Here is an 18105-nt window from a genome sequence, read left to right on the forward strand (position 1 = left end):
CGCTTTCTGGTAGTTTCTTTGCCTGAGACGGCCAGAGGCTACAGTTATGTGGTCACTCGGCAGAGCCGAGCGACTGCGGAGAATAGTCAGGAGGTGTTCATTTATCCCCAGATCTGTCATCCAGAGCGAAGCGAAGGACCTTATAGATTTTGACAGGTTGCTTGGCCCTGGGAACTCCGTTAGTCCGCGTTGGAAATGTGGATGATCACGACTGGAGCGAGACTCGTTCCCCCGCAGTAGAAGACGGCGATTACAAATTTTAGACAGTGTCTTCGTAGCATAATAAAAAAGCGACGTAGGTCTCTACGTCGCTTACTTGGTTAACTATAGGGCGGTTTATCTAAATCCGGCTTGTCGTAATTTCGATTAGGATTGTTTTGACGAACAGGAGCATCTAATTCATCACCATCCGTATATTCCTCATCGATTCGATCCACTGGAGGTGCATCTTTTAAAGGTACTTCAGCAGAAACTCCACTATTTCCTTTGATAGATTGGTCGGTAAGTCCATTGGGGCTTGCCGCCTTTTTCGCATTTATTTCGTCTTGTTTCATAGCATTAAATAATTAAGGGAACTTTAAATGCTAGAACTGGAGAAATAAACGTTCCGGGCAAAATAATGAAAAATCTGGGTCAAAATGCCACCACTGTTGTAGAGAGAGGCCCCCGAATGGAACGCTTGCTAATTATCATTTTCAGACTTCCTAAGTAGGTATTTTTGAAATATACTTTCAGAATTTAGCGAATACTGTTTAATGACTTCCTGGCTATTCATAGGATATAAAATTTCCATATAATCATAATAGTCATTATTGGTATGACGATATAAGGATTCGAAATAGTATTTTCAGGAGCTTTATTAACGGTAATGAATGTTTGATAAAGATACGTAAAAATACTAGCCGTATTTAATAACCAGAAGGCTAGTCCAGCCAGTAATAAATGATTGACAGGACGGCTAAAGGATGATTTTAAAATGAGATAAATAATACTTATACCAATGATAAATAAGGCGGGTACACTGGCTCTATTATTCAGGTCATTAAAGTAGCCTATCTGAAACAAAGCCAGCACAGATAAAGTACCGTAAGAGATACAGACCATGGCTGCATCAAGTTCAAATAACCTTTTGCGAAAGAAAAGAATCCAGATTCCGGCGGATACTACTATAAAAAGGCCATAGAGTAAAATGGGGTAGGAAGCAGTAGTATGGGTAAAAAATCGGTTACTATCCATCTGCGTTGCGGATGACCCCAGGGTGTATAATACGAGTGGCAAAAAACCAATGAGCATCATCACAAGCATGGGAACCTGCTTTCTCATAAAAGCAATAAAGCCTCTTTCCGTCACATAAAGGTAGTAGGTATAAAGCGTGAAAGGAGCCAGGCCAATGCTAACAAAAGGACTCCAGAATAAGCTGCCAATGGTAAAGAGGCTGAAAATGCCCACACTCGCACTAGTGCAGCCCAGAGCCATAAATACAGCTCCACCCAGAATAGCTGTAATGGCGTGCTGCGGCCCTTCAACCACACTTTTAAGGATGGAAGAATAATGAAGCATCATTCGCCGCGGCCAATAAAAACACTGTTACTTCCTAGAAAGGAGGGTTTGTCGAAGAGTTTTTCTAATACGGGAATCATCACCGCCACATAAGCTCCCGACCAGATCATGAAGGTTGCAACCGTCCGCTTGAGTAAACTAAACGACTTGAAAATCTGATGAATCCAGAGTAAACTTAAAAATAAACCAAACCACAGCCAGGCGAAAGAAATATATTTTACCGAATCTAAACCAAACCATTTTCCTAAACCGGATGGAACTAAATAGTAACCCAGGTAATAGCACATATAAACCTTTCGATTAGGGTTATAAATGGGCCAGTCATCTACAGTAAGTAAGTTGAATTTTGCATTATGTAAAAGGTAATCGTAAAACTGATTAATAAACTCGCCAGCCCCACTAACGTAGGTAAAAATTAGGGAACTAATGAATGAACTAAATAACGTTGCAGGACTGAGAGAAACCTGTTTTTCTTTGCAAACAGATGTGTAATTCCATAGTGCAAGAAAAGCTCCGAATAATAAAATTAAATCTGCAAATATTGCTACTGTGGGCTTAGTCCAGAAAGTAGTAAAAAGAATAGTCGGAATTAATAGATAAATAAAAGTTATAGGAAGGAGCGAATTATTTATTTTCTTACTGAACGTATATGAACCCATGAATAGCTAAAGGGAATATAAGTGAAGCTTCAAAAATAATCATTGTCTAATGGCTTACCAATTAAAGGAAATATAATTGAAGATCAGAGTTCCATATCTTTTGCGATGATAAGCCCTGATTACCGATTCATAACCTAGGTAGGAATTTACTACTGTGAAAAATATGTCTCACTATTTGGTACCAATGTATCTAAACAGCCTTTCTGGTAGTGCAGAAGTACATTTTCGAGGGCTGGAATGTTTCTTTACTCTAAAGCGGGGTAATCTATTTTAAAACCAACTCAACTTACGTTATTATGGCTAAGGATTTCAACCCCGAACATAAAGAGGGACCCGTCGCAACCGCAATTGAAGAACAAACCGCAAAATTACCTTCAGACATTTTTCTTTGGGCTTCACTGGCTTCTATGGGAGCTTCATTAGGTCTGAAAATTGCTGGACATAAACACACCGCCTTATTTGTAGGCCAATGGGCAGCACCTTTCCTATTATTAGGTATTTACAACAAATTAGTGAAACTGGAAGGTCACGATAAAGAAGATGACGAGTAGGTAACGACTCGCAAAAAAGAGCTGTCAACGATCTTGGCGGCTCTTTTTTTATAAGCCTACGTCTTTCAGGAATTGTTCGCGGTAACTACTCCCAATGGGAATTTCGAAGTGATGAATAAAGACCCGATTTCCTTCAATGTGCGAGATCTGAGCTTTATTGATGAGAAAAGAACGATGAATTCGCAGGAAAAGGGCGTTTGAGAAGAGTTCTTCGGCATGGGTGAACGTCATGCTACTCAATAAGGTCTGATGATGGGTAATAATCTTCGTGTAATTTCCATTGGCTTCGGCATATAACACATCTTCATACCTGACTTTATATATCCTTCCTTCCGATTTTATAAAAACAAAATCTTCAGTCTTAGGCATTTCAATCGGTGCAATCGGACGCAAACGTTCCGTGGCCTTATCAATGGCAACAATGAACCTTTCCAGCGAAAAGGGTTTTAGCAAATAATCACAAGCGGCCAGATCAAAGGCATCTACTGCGTATTCTTTATAGGCTGTAGTAAAAATAACCTGAGGAGTGGTGCGTAAGGTTTTTAAAAATGCGATTCCACTTAAAACGGGCATGTTGATATCCAGAAATAAAATATCAACGTCTTCCCGCTGCAAAAAAGCCTTGGCTTCCAGAGCATTTCCACAACTCCCAATCACCTGTACCTGCGGCAAATGATCACAATAGGTCTGGATGATTTGTCGGGCAATGGGTTCATCATCCACAATAAGACATTTCGCCACTCGCATAAAACGGAATCAGTCAAGTAATAAAAGATAGTTTGTAAACAACAGCTAACTTACTAAACGGTAGCCAAATCCATCCAGTTTCGCTGAAAAGGTAGTTTAGTTTGGTCATGCCGCTACTAACGTGGCCCGACCAGCTTTTGCTGTTAGTTACTATTATCGTAAAAAATATGGCTGTAACACGTTAGCAGTAGCAGCCAAATACCTCCAGTTTCGCTGAAAAAGTAGTTTAGTTCGGTCATGCCGCTACCAACGTGGCCCGACCAGCTTTTCCGCTGGTAGCAACTCCTTATCTCACCTAATAGAACCTCATAGCCTAAGTTAGTGCTATCAGCGAAAAAGCTGGCCGGGCCACGCTGGCAGCGGAGGACAAAGACTATTTTTTGCGAAATAAATTTATTTGATAAACAACTGACAACTGACAACTGACAACTGACAACTAACAACTAACAACTAACAACTAACAACTAACAACTAACAACCGCAGCGGCGGCCGCTAACAACTAACATCCTACTTCATCCTCAACTGCAACATGACTTTATACCAACCATCCTGTGAATCAATGGAAAGTTCATGGGTTTCTGGGTACAAGAGTTGTAACCGCTTCATGACATTTTCCAAACCTAAACCACTGTGTTTATTCATCTCATTATTGAGTTTTTGATCGGCGTCGTACGTATTCTTGATGGAAAACAAAACCGCATTTCCCCAAAGTTTAAGTTCTATTTCGATTTTAATTTTAGGGTCTGTTGTGTTTTTGGAATGCTTGAAGGCGTTTTCTACGAAAACAATCAGTAACATCGGAGCAATTTTCAAATTCGGGGGAACATGCTCCATCGCTAGCGTAAGGTCCAGCCGTTCACCCAGGCGAATGCGTTCAAACTCTATGTAGTTGTGAATATAAACCAGCTCATCCGATAAAGGGACCCACAATTCTTTCGCTTCGTATATAGAGTACCGTAGTAAATCGGAAAGTTGCAGGATAAGCGGGGGCACCTTACCCGGCTCAGCGATGGAAAGTCCATAGAGGTTATTCAAGGTATTAAATAAAAAATGCGGACTGAGCTGCGATTGCAGTAATTGCAATTCATTCTGGCTTTGCTCAGCTGTAATCTGAACGGCTGCTAACTGATATCTTAACCCGGTTCGTACTTGCTTGATGAATAAACCAATACAGATACTTAGAGCCAGAAAAGGTGGTAACAGGAAAATCAGACTGGCTAGGCCGGGCAGAAGGGGTAATGATAGTACCGCAATGATGAACATTACTAATAGGAAAATGCTAAGCAGTAATTTCATCAAACGACGATTGGAAACAGGAGCATTAGAGCCCGTCCATAACTGAGATAGAATTCTTCCCAGAAAAATACCCCCCACAAAACAGCATCCTGTCAGGACGGCGACTAAATCTTCGTATCTTCCTTGTAATAGGCGATCATAAAACCGTTCCGTGAGGAGAAAGATGATAAAAACAATACTGCCTGCAATTATGGCAAGTACGCGGGGACTAGGTTCGTATAGACCCGAAATGACATTCTTATGTTCCATATGCTGATTTTGCAAATTCGGAATCAAAATTCAGTTACCCTATTTTCTAAAGTAAACTTTCCTGACATACACCGTCGAATGCCTGACGAAATCTTTAAAATGACTTTTGAATGGGTTAATCCGCCGAAAACAGTCTTTCGACCTATAAGAGCGGCTGTCTGGCCCTGAAATTTCTGGTAGCCCCCATAGATATACACTTTCGCTGACGAAAATCATTCACTTTATCGTCACATGAGATATCTATTTTTATTTCTTGCTTTTTGGCCTTTTACTTCCTGGTCTCAGGATTCCACTTTTCAGTTTAGGGGAAAGGTGCTGGATGCTCAGCAACAAGCCATTCCGGGAGCAACGCTTCGATTAATGAAAGATTCATTAGTATTGAAGGGAACGACCGCCTCTGCCGATGGCTCATTTCAATGGGCTGGACTACCTGCGGGTCATTACCAGGTTTTAGTGACTGCTCTTTCTTACGAAACCCTTCAGCGAAGCATACAGCTTTCGAAGTCGGTTACAGGATTTATCATTACTTTGAAACCTGCAAAATCAACGGAGTTGAAGGAAGTTACGGTGGCAGGAAAACGCCCTTTGATGGAGCACGAACTTGATAAAACGATCATTAACGTGGATGCGATGCTGGGTAGTGCCAGCAGCCATTCGCTGGATATTCTGGAAAAAACGCCCGGAGTAAGTGTAGATCAGGATGGAACGATTCGCCTGAACGGGATGAGCAGCGTAACGGTCTACGTGGATGGAAGACCGACGTATTTGTCAGGCCGAGATCTGCTGGATTACCTGAAATCGTTACCCGGCGGAACCCTGGATCGGCTGGAGTTAATGACCAATCCGTCTACGAAGTATGATGCCGCTGGCGGAGCAATTATTAATATTCGACTCAAGAAAAACCGATTGAAAGGGATGAACGGCAACGCTGCTGTGGGCTATAATCAGGGCTGGACGACGCGAATGAACCATAGTGTATCGTTAAATTACAATCAGAAAAAAGTCAGCCTGACGAGTACTTTGTCTTATTCGAAAGATGCGAATCAAAGCCGTGAATTTTTTGATCGAACCATCACGGATGAAGCGGGTAATCCCATCCAAAAGGTACAATTACAAAACCGAAGCTGGTTGCGGGGACATGCCTTTATGGCTCGTTTGGGATTAGACTATACGTTATCCCAGAAAACAAGTCTTGGTTTTTTAATTAACTACACGAATAATCCCAAACGAGAAGGATTAACCTATGCGAGTAACAGTTTTAGTACTCAGCTCGATTCGACGGGCAGGGGATCGGTAACGGGTACTTCAGACCGATATAATCTGGGTACTAACCTGCATGTATTGCATCAGTTTAATACCAAAGGGCATGAGCTCTCGGCGGATGTGAACTACATTGCCTACCATACGCAGGCCTTTCAAAGTATTGAAAATCAGAAAATTGATAATTTTTATCAGGCGAATTTCCAGTACCAGCTGCCTGCTTTTTTATCCATTTATTCCGCTAAAACGGATTATACCTATCCATTCTCTAAAGGGTTGATTGAGGCGGGAGCTAAGTGGAGTTTTATTCGTAATGATAATGATTATCGTTATTTGCGGATGGTTGATAATCAGTTACTGGTGGATGACCGGAAGTCGAATCACTTTATTTATGATGAGCGAATTGCGGCGGCTTACCTGAATGCCAGAAAAACGCTGGGTCGCTGGCAAATGCAGGGTGGGTTACGCCTGGAACAAACGCTGATGAGCGGCCATCAATTGGCGAATCGGGAGTGGGAGGAAAGCCGTTTTTCAAGAAATTATGTCAGCCTGTTTCCGAATGCATACCTGAGTTATAAACTGGATAGCACGGGGGGCAACTCGCTGATTTTAAGTGCCAGTCGTCGTATTAACCGACCGGGTTATAACCAATTGAATCCCTTTTTATTTTACCGGGATAATTACTCGTATTCAACGGGAAACCCTAATCTCAAACCCGCCTTTATACAGCAAGTGGAACTCAAATTCCAGCATAAGCAAAGCTGGGGACTGAGTGCCCAATACAGCCGATTCCGGGATATTTTCTTTGAGTCTACGGAAGCTCAGGGCGATATTTTCATTTCTCGTTCTGCCAACGTCGCCATTGGCCAGTTAATGTCTTTAAATCCGTATTTGAACCTTAACCCTGCTTCGTGGTGGATGTCCAACCTTTCCGGGTCACTGGTTCGCCTTTCGATAATGAATACTGTTTTGTACGGTGAAAAAGTAGATTCCCAGTTATTAACGGGACGGATCAATCTGCAAAACCAGTTTAAAATCACAAAAAGCTGGAGTGCCGAATTAAGTGCGATGTACTCCGGGCCGAGTATTAATGGGCAGGTACACTTAAAGTCACGGTATAGCCTCAATGCGGGTGTTCAGAAGAAACTTTGGAAGGATAAGGCTAGCATCCGGGTCAATGCCGAGGATGTATTCCGAACCTGGATTCAACGGGATTACATTCAAAGTTTACGACAGGCCGATCAATACCACGAAATGCGGATGGATACCCGTCGGATAGGATTAGCCTTTACGTATCGATTTGGAAAAGAAAGCAGGAAGCGAGGTAAGGTAGATACCGCTGAAGAGGAAAAAGGACGGGTGAACTGATGTTTCTTATCGTTAAGAAATTGTCTAATGAATGTTGTTTCCCCGGATGAAATCCGGGGACATGGTTAGTAATGATAACTTACGCTCATACCTGAATGATTCATCAATACTTTATTAACAGCGTCTGTCATCCAGAATGAAGCAAAGGATCTAATGACCTTTGCGACCTTACTTGGGCTCGGGAAAGTTTCTGTTGCTTCCCCGGATTTCATCCGGGGCTACTAATATTGAACCCCTCCGGGGTTGTTGCTGCAGTCGCTCGGCTCTGGCCGAGTGACTACTTAGCTCTAGGCCTCTGGCCGGTAGGATGCGAGATAGTAGAGAGCCAGAGAACATCTTACCCCAGCAAAAAACAGGCTTGCTAACATCGGCTAGAGCCGAGCGACTGCGAGGGTGTTAGGAGACTTTACTACCTCACTGGTGCGAGATTCCATCTCATTCCTACGATCAGGCAGGTTCCACCTACCATTGTCATAAGCCTGTCAGCCCTAGCAAAGCCAAGGGAGGAAACGCCTTCCGATTCGTATCAAAGTCTTCAATTACACATTTTAGACCGCTTTTAACGAAATGATTAAATGAATCGATTCGTTTCAAAACCAGATGAGGTATATTTGCAGCATTGTTTACTAACCATTAATTAAGGCAGCATGAATTGGAAAGATCGGCTAAAAGAGAAGTGGGAGCTAGACTCGATGACACAACTCTGGGCCATTCTGGCTGTATTTACATTTGCGGGTAGCTCCGTGGTTTGGTGTCGCAAAGGACTTTTCTGGTTGCTTAACTACACTGACGAAACGCCGCTCTGGCTCAAGACGGTTACCTACATTGTTTTCATTTTTCCTACCTATCAATTATTGCTGTTATTCTACGGTTTTATTCTCGGACAGTTTGATTTTTTCTGGAAAAAGGAAAAGAAATTATTTGCCCGCGTTTTCAATCGCTAGGTCTTCATGGAAGTATAGAAACGGGAGCTGTTCCAATCAGGAGCAGCTCCCGTTTTGTTTGGTTGAACAAGTAGACTCAGCGTAGTTACTTTTTTCAGGATTTATTCTTACTTTGTATGATTAAAATCATGAAAAAACGTGCGTACGTTCTCCCAAGTTATTCTTTCCCTGAGTTTTGTTTTTATAGTAGGGTGCTCTACTGCTGAAAAAGAAAAGCCCTATACCATCGGTTTTGCCCAGTGCACCCATGGGGACGACTGGCGAAAAGCCATGTTGGAGGGAATGGAAAAGGAGCTGAGCTTTCACCCGCAGGTAAAGCTACTGATGAAAGATGCTCATGACGATAGTCAGCTTCAGATTCAGCAGATCCGGGAGCTGGTGGCTTCCAAGATCGACTTACTTATCATTTCGCCTAACGAGGCTCAACCCATTACCCCCGTTGTAGAAGAGGTTTTTAACCAGGGCATCCCAGTTATTATTGTAGATCGGCGGACTAACTCTAAACTATTTACGGCTTATGTAGGCGGAGACAATCTGCAAATTGGTCAAACGGCGGGGTTATATGTGGGAGAACTGCTGCAAAAGCAGGGTAAGGTATTAGAGATTACCGGAACACCCAGTGCTTCGGCGGCCAGCGAACGACATCAGGCGTTTTCGCAAGCTCTTCGAAAATACCCGGGTATAGAGTTAATGCCTAGTTTAAATGGGGACTGGGAACGTCCTTACGTCATGAAACGTCTGCCGGAAGTGCTGAAAAAGAATCCCGATGTTAATCTGATTTTTGCTCAGAATGACCGAATGGCTTTGGGGGCTTATCAGGTTTGTAAAGCTTTAGGCATTGAGCATCAGGTAAAGATTGTAGGCGTAGACGGGCTGTCAGGTCCGAAAGGCGGCCTGCAATTTGTGGAAGACGGCATATTCAAGGCGACCTTGTTATATCCTACGGGTGGGGAAGAAGCCATTCGGACAGCCCTGAAAATTCTGGATAATGAATCTTATGCCAAAGAAAACATCCTGGGTACGCTGGTCATCGATTCTTCAAATGTTCATATTCTCAAACAGCAGTCCGAGAAAATCGTCGATCAGCGGCAGGACATCCAGAAGCAGCAAGTCCGTATTGAAGAACAAAATCGTCTTTATGATAGTCAGCAGACGGTTTTATACATTTTAGGTGCGTCCTTATTAACGGCGGTAGTGTTCGCCGGGATTGCGTATAAATCTTTACGTTCCAACCGCCGGATTACTCAGCAACTGAAAAACCAGAACGAAGAAATATCGGCTCAACGAAATACGATTTCGGAATTGGCCGAACAGGCCCGGCAATCCACGGAGGCCAAACTGGGCTTTTTTACCAACTTCTCGCACGAGCTCCGAACGCCACTAACCCTGATTTTAGGTCCGATTGATGAGTTATTAGCCGCGGCTCCGGCAGGAAGCAACCAACGGAAAGACCTGGAAGTTATTCAGCGAAATGCCCGCTGGTTGTTAAAACTGATTAACCAGCTTATTGATTTTCGGAAAATCGAAGTGGGCAAAATGCCCTTGCGGGTTGCACAGTATGATCTGGTGAGTTTTACCCGAACGTTACTTCAAGCTTTTGAAAAAACGGCCCAGCAGCGAGGCATACACTTGCGGTTTCTACCCGCAGACGCCCTAATCAATGCCTGGTTCGACGCAAATCTGCTTGATAAGGTAATTGTTAACCTGGTGTCAAACGCATTCAAGTTTACGCCGGATCATGGAAGTATAACTATCGTGCTGCAAACGCAGTCTACGGATGATACCATTCGATTAACGGTTGAAGATACCGGGCCGGGCCTGAGTGAAGAACAGCAAAACGCGTCTTTGAATGGTTTTATCAGGGGAACGAATCCGCTAGTGTGGGTTCGGGTATTGGTTTGGCCCTGGCAAAAGAATTGATTCAGCTTCATCACGGGACCATTGGTGTTCGGAGTCAGTTGGGTAAAGGCAGTAGCTTTGAAATCAGTTTACCTGCCGGAAAACCCGTCTATGCTCAGGATGAAGTATTACCTGAGCCTTCAGTGGCAGATCCTGACTGGACTACGGGCGAATTAGTTCCTGAAGTGGAAAGCACGTCCAATCCTCAGGCCGCCAGTGTATTGCTGATTGAAGATAATCTGGAATTGCGAACGTTTCTGACTCGGAAACTTAAACCTCACTTCCAGGTTCTGGAAGCTGCCGATGGTTCAAGTGGCCTGAATACGGCAATTGATGCCTTACCTGATCTTATTGTTTCGGATGTGATGATGCCCGGCACTTCGGGCGTGAATCTGGTAGATACTTTAAAGCAGGATTGGCGAACGTCCCACATTCCCATTGTGCTGTTAACAGCCCGAACGGCTCAGGAACAGCAACTGGAAGGCGTGCAGGCGGGGGCCGATCTTTATCTAACCAAGCCTTTTGACCCAACGTTCTTACTGGAAAGTTTAAAAACCCTGTTGAGAAACCGCCAGCTTGTGAGGGAGCATTTTCGGCGGGAGTTATCAATTGACACCACCGTACCTGCTTCTCAAAAAGTAGATCGCAAATTTATTCAGGAGCTGGGGGCTCTGGTCGAGAAAAATGTGAATCGATCGGATTTAAGCGTGGAGGAACTAGCTCGGGACATGGGGCTTTCCCGCGTGCAGCTTTATCGAAAAGTCAAAGCTCTGCTGGATTGCGGCGTTACTGATTTCATTCAGAACATTCGCTTAACCAAAGCCCGTGAATTATTAGCCACCCAAAGCATCACCATTGCGGAGGTAGCCTATCAGGTAGGCTTTTCATCTCCCACTTATTTTTCAACGGCCTTTAAAGCCAAATACAATATTTCACCCTCTGACTTTAAAAATTTGCACCAGAAAAATTGATCATGTAACAAAATTGAAAGGGAGGTAACGTGATTGAAATACTTTGCAAGTCAATTTAATATAAAAATAATACAATAGTTCTGTTTTTGAGCCTTTTAACTGGGAATGGTCGGGAAGTATCAAAGTTTAATTATTTTGAGATTGGATTTAATTATCGAAAGGAATAAAGCGGACAGATTTGTTGAAAAATTCCTCGTATGAAAAAAGTCTTTCTCTGGTCAATTGTCATTGCATTAGGAGGTTTCCTCTTCGGTTTTGATACGGCTGTCATCTCGGGTGCCGAGCGAGCCATTCAGGTAATCTGGAACCTTAATGTCTTCGAACACGGTCTCACCGTTTCCATCGCTTTAATTGGGACGGTTGTAGGAGCCTTATTAGGAGGCATTCCTTCGGATCGTCTGGGTCGTCGCAAAACCTTATTGGGGGTAGCGGCTTTGTATTTGATTTCCTCTCTGGGGGCGGCCTTGTCACCTACCTGGTTACCTTTTTTATTTTTCCGTTTTCTGGGCGGTTTGGGCGTAGGGCCTCCTCTGTTACCGCTCCTTTATATATCTCCGAAATTTCACCAGCCCGTTCCCGGGGCCGGATGGTTGCTTTGTTTCAAACCAACGTGGTGTTTGGAATTCTGGTAGCCTATCTTTCCAACTACGCATTTGAAGGCATCGGTGAAAATGCCTGGCGTTGGATGCTGGGCGTACAGGCGGTTCCCTCTTTACTGTTCTTGTTGTTATTACTCGGCGTTCCCGAAAGCCCACGTTGGTTGATTACCAAGTTGGGTAAAGTGGAAGAAGCCCGCAAATTTTGCAGATCATTAACCCTGACACGTTCAGAGAAGATGTAATCGCCATTGAAGCCAGTCAATTTGCGAATAGCGAACAATCAGAAAACCTCTGGGCAAAATCGAACCGCTTTCCCGTCTTTCTGGCCGTGGTATTTGCCTTCTTTAATCAGGTTTCGGGTATTAATGCGATCATCTATTACGCTCCACGAATTTTTGAAATGGCTGGCTTTGAGAAAAGTTCTTCCCTGCTTTCAACCACCGGAATCGGGCTGGTAAACTTCTGCTTTACGTTACTGGCCATGAATTTCATTGATCGCTTTGGTCGCCGTACCCTGATGCTCATCGGATCTTTCGGCGTGATTGGTACGCTGGCACTCGTTGCGAGAGCTTTTTATACCCAGCAATTCGACGCCGTTCCTTATTACCTATTCGTGTACATTGCTTTCTTCGCTTTCTCACAGGGAGCCGTGATCTGGGTGTTTATCTCCGAAATTTTTCCGAACAGTGTTCGTGCCAAAGGCCAGGCTCTCGGAAGTTTTACCCACTGGTTTATGGCGGCTCTCATTGCCTTCACGTTCCCGTACCTATCCGAACAACTGGGCGGTGGACACACCTTTTCCTTCTTTGCCATCATGATGTTTCTACAGCTAATTTTCGTTTGGCGAATCATGCCCGAAACGAAAGGAACCAGTCTGGAACAAATGGACAAAACCTTAGTCATCCATTAATGCTTTAACAAAACCCTAAACAGTTACTTAACTACTTCTAATCCTATGAATCTGTTACTCCGCACGTTCCGCACGTGCCTGGGTTTGGTATGCCCTGTGTTTACACCCTCCAGGGAAAAGGTGTATCTCCCTTTACTCATCCCTAACGACTTTACTCCTTACTCTAACCATTAATAGCTATGAAGAATCTTCTATTTTTATGGCTGTTCCTCAGTTCGCAACTGGCCTTTGCTCAGCGGGTATTGACGGGAACAGTGACCGATGCCAAAACCAATGAAGCTCTCGTGGGAGCCAGCATTCTTGGAGTGGGAAGCACCGCTGGAACGACGACTGATGCACAGGGAAAATTTTCGTTAAATATTCCCGCTACTGTAACCACTATCAAGGTTTCGTACATTGGTTATACTACTCAAGATGTACCAGTTTCCGGGTTAACCAATGTTTCCGTTGCTATGGTGGAAGGCCAGCAACTGTCAGAAGTGGTGGTGCTGGGCTATACCTCTTCCAAAAAAGAAGACTTGACGGGTGCGGTAGCGGTAGTGGAAGTTGCTACCATCAAAAATACCAGTTCTGGTAACCCCATGCAGGCGTTGCAGGGCCGCGTACCAGGTTTATACATTGAGAAAACGGGAACACCTTCGGGGGAAAGCAGCCGAATTCTGATTCGTGGGGCGAATACGCTGGGTAATAATGATCCTTTATACATTATTGACGGCGTGCCTACCAAGCGGAGTCAGGTTTTTCAGAGTTTGAATGCCAGTGTTATTCAGTCGGTTCAGGTGCTGAAAGACGCTTCTTCTGCATCGATTTATGGTTCCCGGGCATCCAATGGAGTGATCATTGTTACCACTAAAAACGGAGCTGGTACGGATGGAAAAGTACACGTGCAACTGAATAGTAGCATTACTACCCAATCTGAGAAACCTGAACGTTTCAAAATGCTGAATTCCGTTGATCGGGGACGAGCTTTATGGCAGGCTTCGGTGAATGATAAAGTGGACCCGGCTTCGGGTTACGGAGACATCTATTCGTTTGACTGGAATCGTGATTTTAATAACCCAGTGCTGAACAGTGTAACGGTGAAACCTTATGTGGGAGGCAATACGAACGTTCCGGCAGGAAATACCGACTGGCAAAAAGAAGTATACAAAACGGGCGTTGTGACGAATCAGGATTTGACGATTTCCAGCGGAACGTCAAACTCTTCCATTGCCGTTAACCTGAGTTACCTGAAAAATTCGGGTATGTTACGCTTTACCGATTATGAACGTATAACGGGCCGCGTTAATGCCATGACTAGCAAATGGGACGGACGATTCAAGTTTGGAGTGAACCTTCAAGCCACCACTTCCAAAGAAACACCCGTGGCAACTGATTTAGGTGGAGCTAGAGTGCCGGGATTAGCCGTTACCCTGGCTCCTACCATTCCGGTTTATACCACGACGGGTGAGTATGCGGGTCCACTAGGTTCTGGTTATTCGGATCGGAATAACCCCTTGCATATGCAATACATTAACCGCTGGGATAAAATCAGACGACCCTTTTTGTTTGGTAATGTTTATGCGGAGATCGAGCCCGTCAATAACCTGATTTTCCGTTCATCGGTGGGCATGGATAATTCCGGTTACTCGTTTAAAAATATCGAGCAATCGTTTACGGAAGGGTTTATTTCGCGGTCGCTCAATAACATGACGCTGACGAATACCAAGTTTTTAAGCCTGACCTGGACGAATACCTTGCGGTACAGTCTGGCTTTTGGTTCGCATAAAATAAATGCTCTGGTAGGGGTTGAGGCCATCAAAGATGATCAGGAAACCCTGGTGTCCTATCGCGAAAACTTTGCCGTACAAACAGAAGATTACTTTGTGCTGAGTGCGGCTTCGGGAAATGCCAGCAGCATGGGCACGTCTACGGGCAGTCGGTTACTCTCACAGTTCGCCCGACTCGATTATGCCTTTAGTGATCGTTACCTGGCAGCCTTAACCCTTCGCCGGGATGGATCTTCCCGCTTCGGATCTCAGAACCGATACGGCTTTTTTCCTGCCGCTTCCATTGGCTGGCGGATTGACCGCGAAGCGTTTCTGGCTAATTCCAAGCTGTTTAGTAACCTGAAGTTACGGGCGGGCGTCGGACGAATTGGTAATCAGGATATTGGGGACTTAGCTCGCTTTGGCTTATTTGAATCACGTTACGGAACGCTGGCTTCACAGGTAACCAATGGCCATGACGCCTTCTTTGACCAATACTGGAACGTCGGAACGGCCTATGATTTGAATGGCTCCAAGAGCGGTACCTTACCTTCGGGATTCGTGCAGACTCAGGGTGCAAACACGGCTCTCAAGTGGGAAACGACGGATGAGCTTAACGTCGGTCTGGATTTTGCTTTCCTGAATGGAAGCCTCTATGGATCACTGGACGTATTCAGTCGTGAAACGCGAGACATCCTCATCAAACCTCCCGTTGCTTCAGCGGTGGGCGAAGGTCAGTTGCGGTTTGTCAATGGAGCCACTAAAACCAACAAGGGTTTCGAATTATCGCTGGGTTATAACGGCAAGCCCGTGGGGGACTTTACCTATAGCGTTTTCGCAAACTTCAGCCGTTTCCGCGATAAAATCACGGTGCTTCCCGAAGAGGTTCGTTCCGCATTTGCAGGTAATGCCGTGACTACCATCATTGGTCATTCCCAGTTGGATTTGTTTGGTTATCGCACGGATGGCATTTTCCAGAGTCAGTCGGAAGTAGACGGCCACGCCAAGCAGGTAGGTGCTGCTCCGGGTCGGATTCGTTACCGGGATCTCAACAACGACGGGGTTATTAACGCTCTGGATCAGGAGTTTTTCGGAACTACCTTACCGGGTCTGGAATACAGTGCCCGCATTGATCTGGGGTATAAAAACTTCGATTTCTCCCTCTTCGGATCGGGTATTGCGGGTCGCACGGGTTTTGATCCGTATACCTTCTACAATGACTTCATTCGTGGACGTGATAACGTAGGCCCCGGTGTTTTCAGAGCCTGGACACCTCAGAACCCCACCTCAACGGTTCCTGCCTTGACTCTGTCGGACGGCAATGATGAAACGCGGAGTTCGGATTATTTCAACGTAAACACTTCGTATTTCAAAATACGGAATGCTCAGCTTGGTTACACGTTACCCAAGACTACCGTGGAAGGCTGGGGCTTAGGTAGTGTTCGACTCTACGTAATGGGAGAAAACCTGTTCTGGATCAAAAGCAAAAGCTTCCAGGGTCCTGATCCTGAACGCACCACGCTGGACGCCATTCCCGTACCCCGTGCTTATACGTTTGGTTTAAATGTATCCTTCTAAACCGCTTCATTTGTTATGAAAACTATTTTTCGCACCATACTTTTTGCTTCAGGAATCGCTCTGGTTTCCTCCTGCAATAATTTTCTAGAGTATCAGCCCAAGGGCACGCTCTCTTCCGACCAGGTAACGTCCGCTTCCAACGCCGAGGCTCTGGTTACTGCTGCCTACGCCGGTATTGGCAATGCCGATATGATTGGTCCCATTGCCAGCATGTGGGTGTACGGCAGTGTTCGTTCGGACGATGCGTATAAAGGCGGCGGCGGCGTTGCTGACTTGCAGGATATTAACTTCTACGAGCAGTATAACCTCACGCAGGCTCAGCAGGGCGGCGGGTTTTATCACCCCTTAACTTGGGAGAACTATTATAAGGCTATTTCCAGGGCCAACGTAGGCATTCGCTCGCTGACTAATTTATCCGACACGGATTTTCCATCGAAAAAGACGCGTCTGGCGGAATTGCGTTTCCTGAGGGGGCATTCACACTTTATGCTGAAAATGCTCTTCAAGAACATTCCTTACGTCGATGAAACGTTGAGTAACGACCAAATCTTGGCTACTTCTAACCGCCAGGGTACGAATGATGCCTTGTGGGATAAAATTGCTACTGATTTCCAATATGCTCTGGATAACCTGCCCGTTTCGCAAAGCCAGCCGGGTCGTGCCAACCAGTACGCAGCGGCGGCTTACCTGGCCAAGACTCGACTGTATCAGGCCTACGAACAGAATGACAAACATCAGGTTACGAACATTAACCGTACGCGTTTACAGCAGGTAGTAGAATTAACCCAGAAAGTAATCAGTTCGGGCAAGTATGACCTCCATTCTGACTTTGCCCAGAACTTTCTGCCCGAATTTGATAATGGCATCGAATCCGTTTTTGCAATTCAGTTTTCCATCAATGACGGAACTACGCTGGGACGTTTGAATACTGAAAACGGGCTCAATTACCCGCACGGAGCACCTCAGTACGGTTGCTGCGGCTTTCACCAGCCTAGCCAGAATTTAGCTAATGCCTTCGGAACGGATGCCAATGGTTTGCCCAAGTTTGATTCGTTTAATGCCACCGAAATTGATTTCAAAACGGCCACGGTAGACCCTCGCGTGGATCACTCGATTGGTATTGATGGTCACCCTTACAAGTATAATGCCAGCTTACCTTACAGCAACAGTTGGGTTCGCGATCCGGGAGTATATGGCTATTTTCAGAGTATGAAAGAACAGCAATTGGCGACGAGTCAATTCTTTAAAAAGCAGGGGCCATTCATTGGTGTAGCAAAGAATGTGGACGTCATTCGTTACGCCGATGTATTACTCTGGCAGGCCGAAGCATACATTGAACTGGGTCAGCCCGAGTTAGCTCGTCCGCTGATTAACAAAATCAGAACCCGGGCCGCCGCCAGTACGGGCCGCACCAAGAAAGCCGACGGTAGTGATCCATCCAAATATCTGATTAAAACATACGATGCTTCGGGCTGGACTCAGTCGTATGCCCGTCGGGCTTTGCAATGGGAACGCCGACTGGAATTTGCTTTGGAAAGTCCTCGCTTCTTTGATCTGGTTCGCTGGGGCATTGCCGCAGAAACGCTGAATAACTATCTGGCTAAAGAAAAAACCAGACATTCCTTCCTAAGTGGAGCCAGTTTTACGGCGGGCCGTGATGAGTACCTGCCTATTCCACAGCGTGAAATCAATTTTACCAAAGGTCTGTATATTCAAAATCCAGGCTATTAATTTACCTTAGTGCGAGTCGCCTGAATGGTCTAAT

Annotated in this window: 10 protein-coding genes and 2 pseudogenes; 7 read left to right on the forward strand and 5 right to left on the reverse strand. The window is 45.0% G+C overall.

Annotation, left to right across the window (positions count from 1 at the left end):
• Positions 1-320 precede the first annotated feature (320 nt).
• The 3 genes from BWI96_RS19265 to BWI96_RS21750 all read right to left on the reverse strand — a co-directional run bounded on the left by BWI96_RS19265 (position 321) and on the right by BWI96_RS21750 (position 1847).
• Entirely contained in the window at positions 321-554 is a 234-nt protein-coding gene (locus BWI96_RS19265; RefSeq protein WP_106638152.1) for a hypothetical protein, read from the reverse strand.
• Positions 555-771: 217 nt separating this feature from the next.
• Complete coding sequence (locus BWI96_RS19270) at positions 772-1563, reverse strand: hypothetical protein (RefSeq protein WP_106638153.1); 792 nt, start codon at positions 1561-1563, stop codon at positions 772-774.
• A complete protein-coding gene (locus BWI96_RS21750; RefSeq protein WP_157830454.1) occupies positions 1560-1847 on the reverse strand; it encodes a hypothetical protein in 288 nt (95 codons plus the stop codon). Before BWI96_RS21750 ends, BWI96_RS19270 begins: the two co-directional genes overlap by 4 nt.
• Positions 1848-2515: 668 nt before the next feature.
• Here BWI96_RS21750 and BWI96_RS19280 point away from each other — a divergent pair.
• Positions 2516-2770: a hypothetical protein gene (locus tag BWI96_RS19280; RefSeq protein WP_106638155.1), complete on the forward strand. Its 255-nt coding sequence runs from the start codon at positions 2516-2518 to the stop codon at positions 2768-2770.
• A gap of 48 nt (positions 2771-2818) precedes the next feature.
• On the opposite strand, the gene BWI96_RS19285 is transcribed toward BWI96_RS19280, so the two are convergent.
• Both BWI96_RS19285 and BWI96_RS19290 read right to left on the reverse strand, forming a co-directional pair.
• Positions 2819-3511, reverse strand: coding sequence for a LytTR family DNA-binding domain-containing protein (locus BWI96_RS19285; RefSeq protein WP_232793816.1), 693 nt, complete (start codon positions 3509-3511; stop codon positions 2819-2821).
• 514 nt (positions 3512-4025) lie between these two features.
• Entirely contained in the window at positions 4026-5063 is a 1038-nt protein-coding gene (locus BWI96_RS19290) for a sensor histidine kinase (protein ID WP_106638157.1), read from the reverse strand.
• Positions 5064-5294: 231 nt separating this feature from the next.
• On the opposite strand from BWI96_RS19290, the gene BWI96_RS19295 reads away from it, so the two are divergent.
• The 6 genes and pseudogenes from BWI96_RS19295 to BWI96_RS19325 all read left to right on the forward strand — a co-directional run bounded on the left by BWI96_RS19295 (position 5295) and on the right by BWI96_RS19325 (position 18071).
• Positions 5295-7691, forward strand: coding sequence for an outer membrane beta-barrel family protein (locus BWI96_RS19295; protein WP_106638158.1), 2397 nt, complete (start codon positions 5295-5297; stop codon positions 7689-7691).
• A 647-nt stretch (positions 7692-8338) separates the two neighbouring features.
• Positions 8339-8635: a DUF6787 family protein gene (locus BWI96_RS19300; RefSeq protein ID WP_106638159.1), complete on the forward strand. Its 297-nt coding sequence runs from the start codon at positions 8339-8341 to the stop codon at positions 8633-8635.
• 138 nt (positions 8636-8773) lie between these two features.
• Positions 8774-11505 (forward strand): annotated as a pseudogene (locus BWI96_RS19305) (helix-turn-helix domain-containing protein); the annotation flags it as partial.
• A 197-nt stretch (positions 11506-11702) separates the two neighbouring features.
• Positions 11703-13014, forward strand: a pseudogene (locus BWI96_RS19315) (sugar porter family MFS transporter).
• Between the two features lie 179 nt (positions 13015-13193).
• Positions 13194-16340 (forward strand): TonB-dependent receptor, encoded by a 3147-nt coding sequence (locus BWI96_RS19320; protein WP_106638162.1) that lies wholly within the window; start codon positions 13194-13196, stop codon positions 16338-16340.
• A gap of 15 nt (positions 16341-16355) precedes the next feature.
• Positions 16356-18071 (forward strand): RagB/SusD family nutrient uptake outer membrane protein, encoded by a 1716-nt coding sequence (locus BWI96_RS19325; protein ID WP_106638163.1) that lies wholly within the window; start codon positions 16356-16358, stop codon positions 18069-18071.
• The last annotated feature ends 34 nt before the right edge of the window (positions 18072-18105 follow it).

The sequence above is a fragment of the Siphonobacter sp. SORGH_AS_0500 genome, from assembly GCF_002838835.1.
Lineage (GTDB): Bacteria > Bacteroidota > Bacteroidia > Cytophagales > Spirosomataceae > Siphonobacter.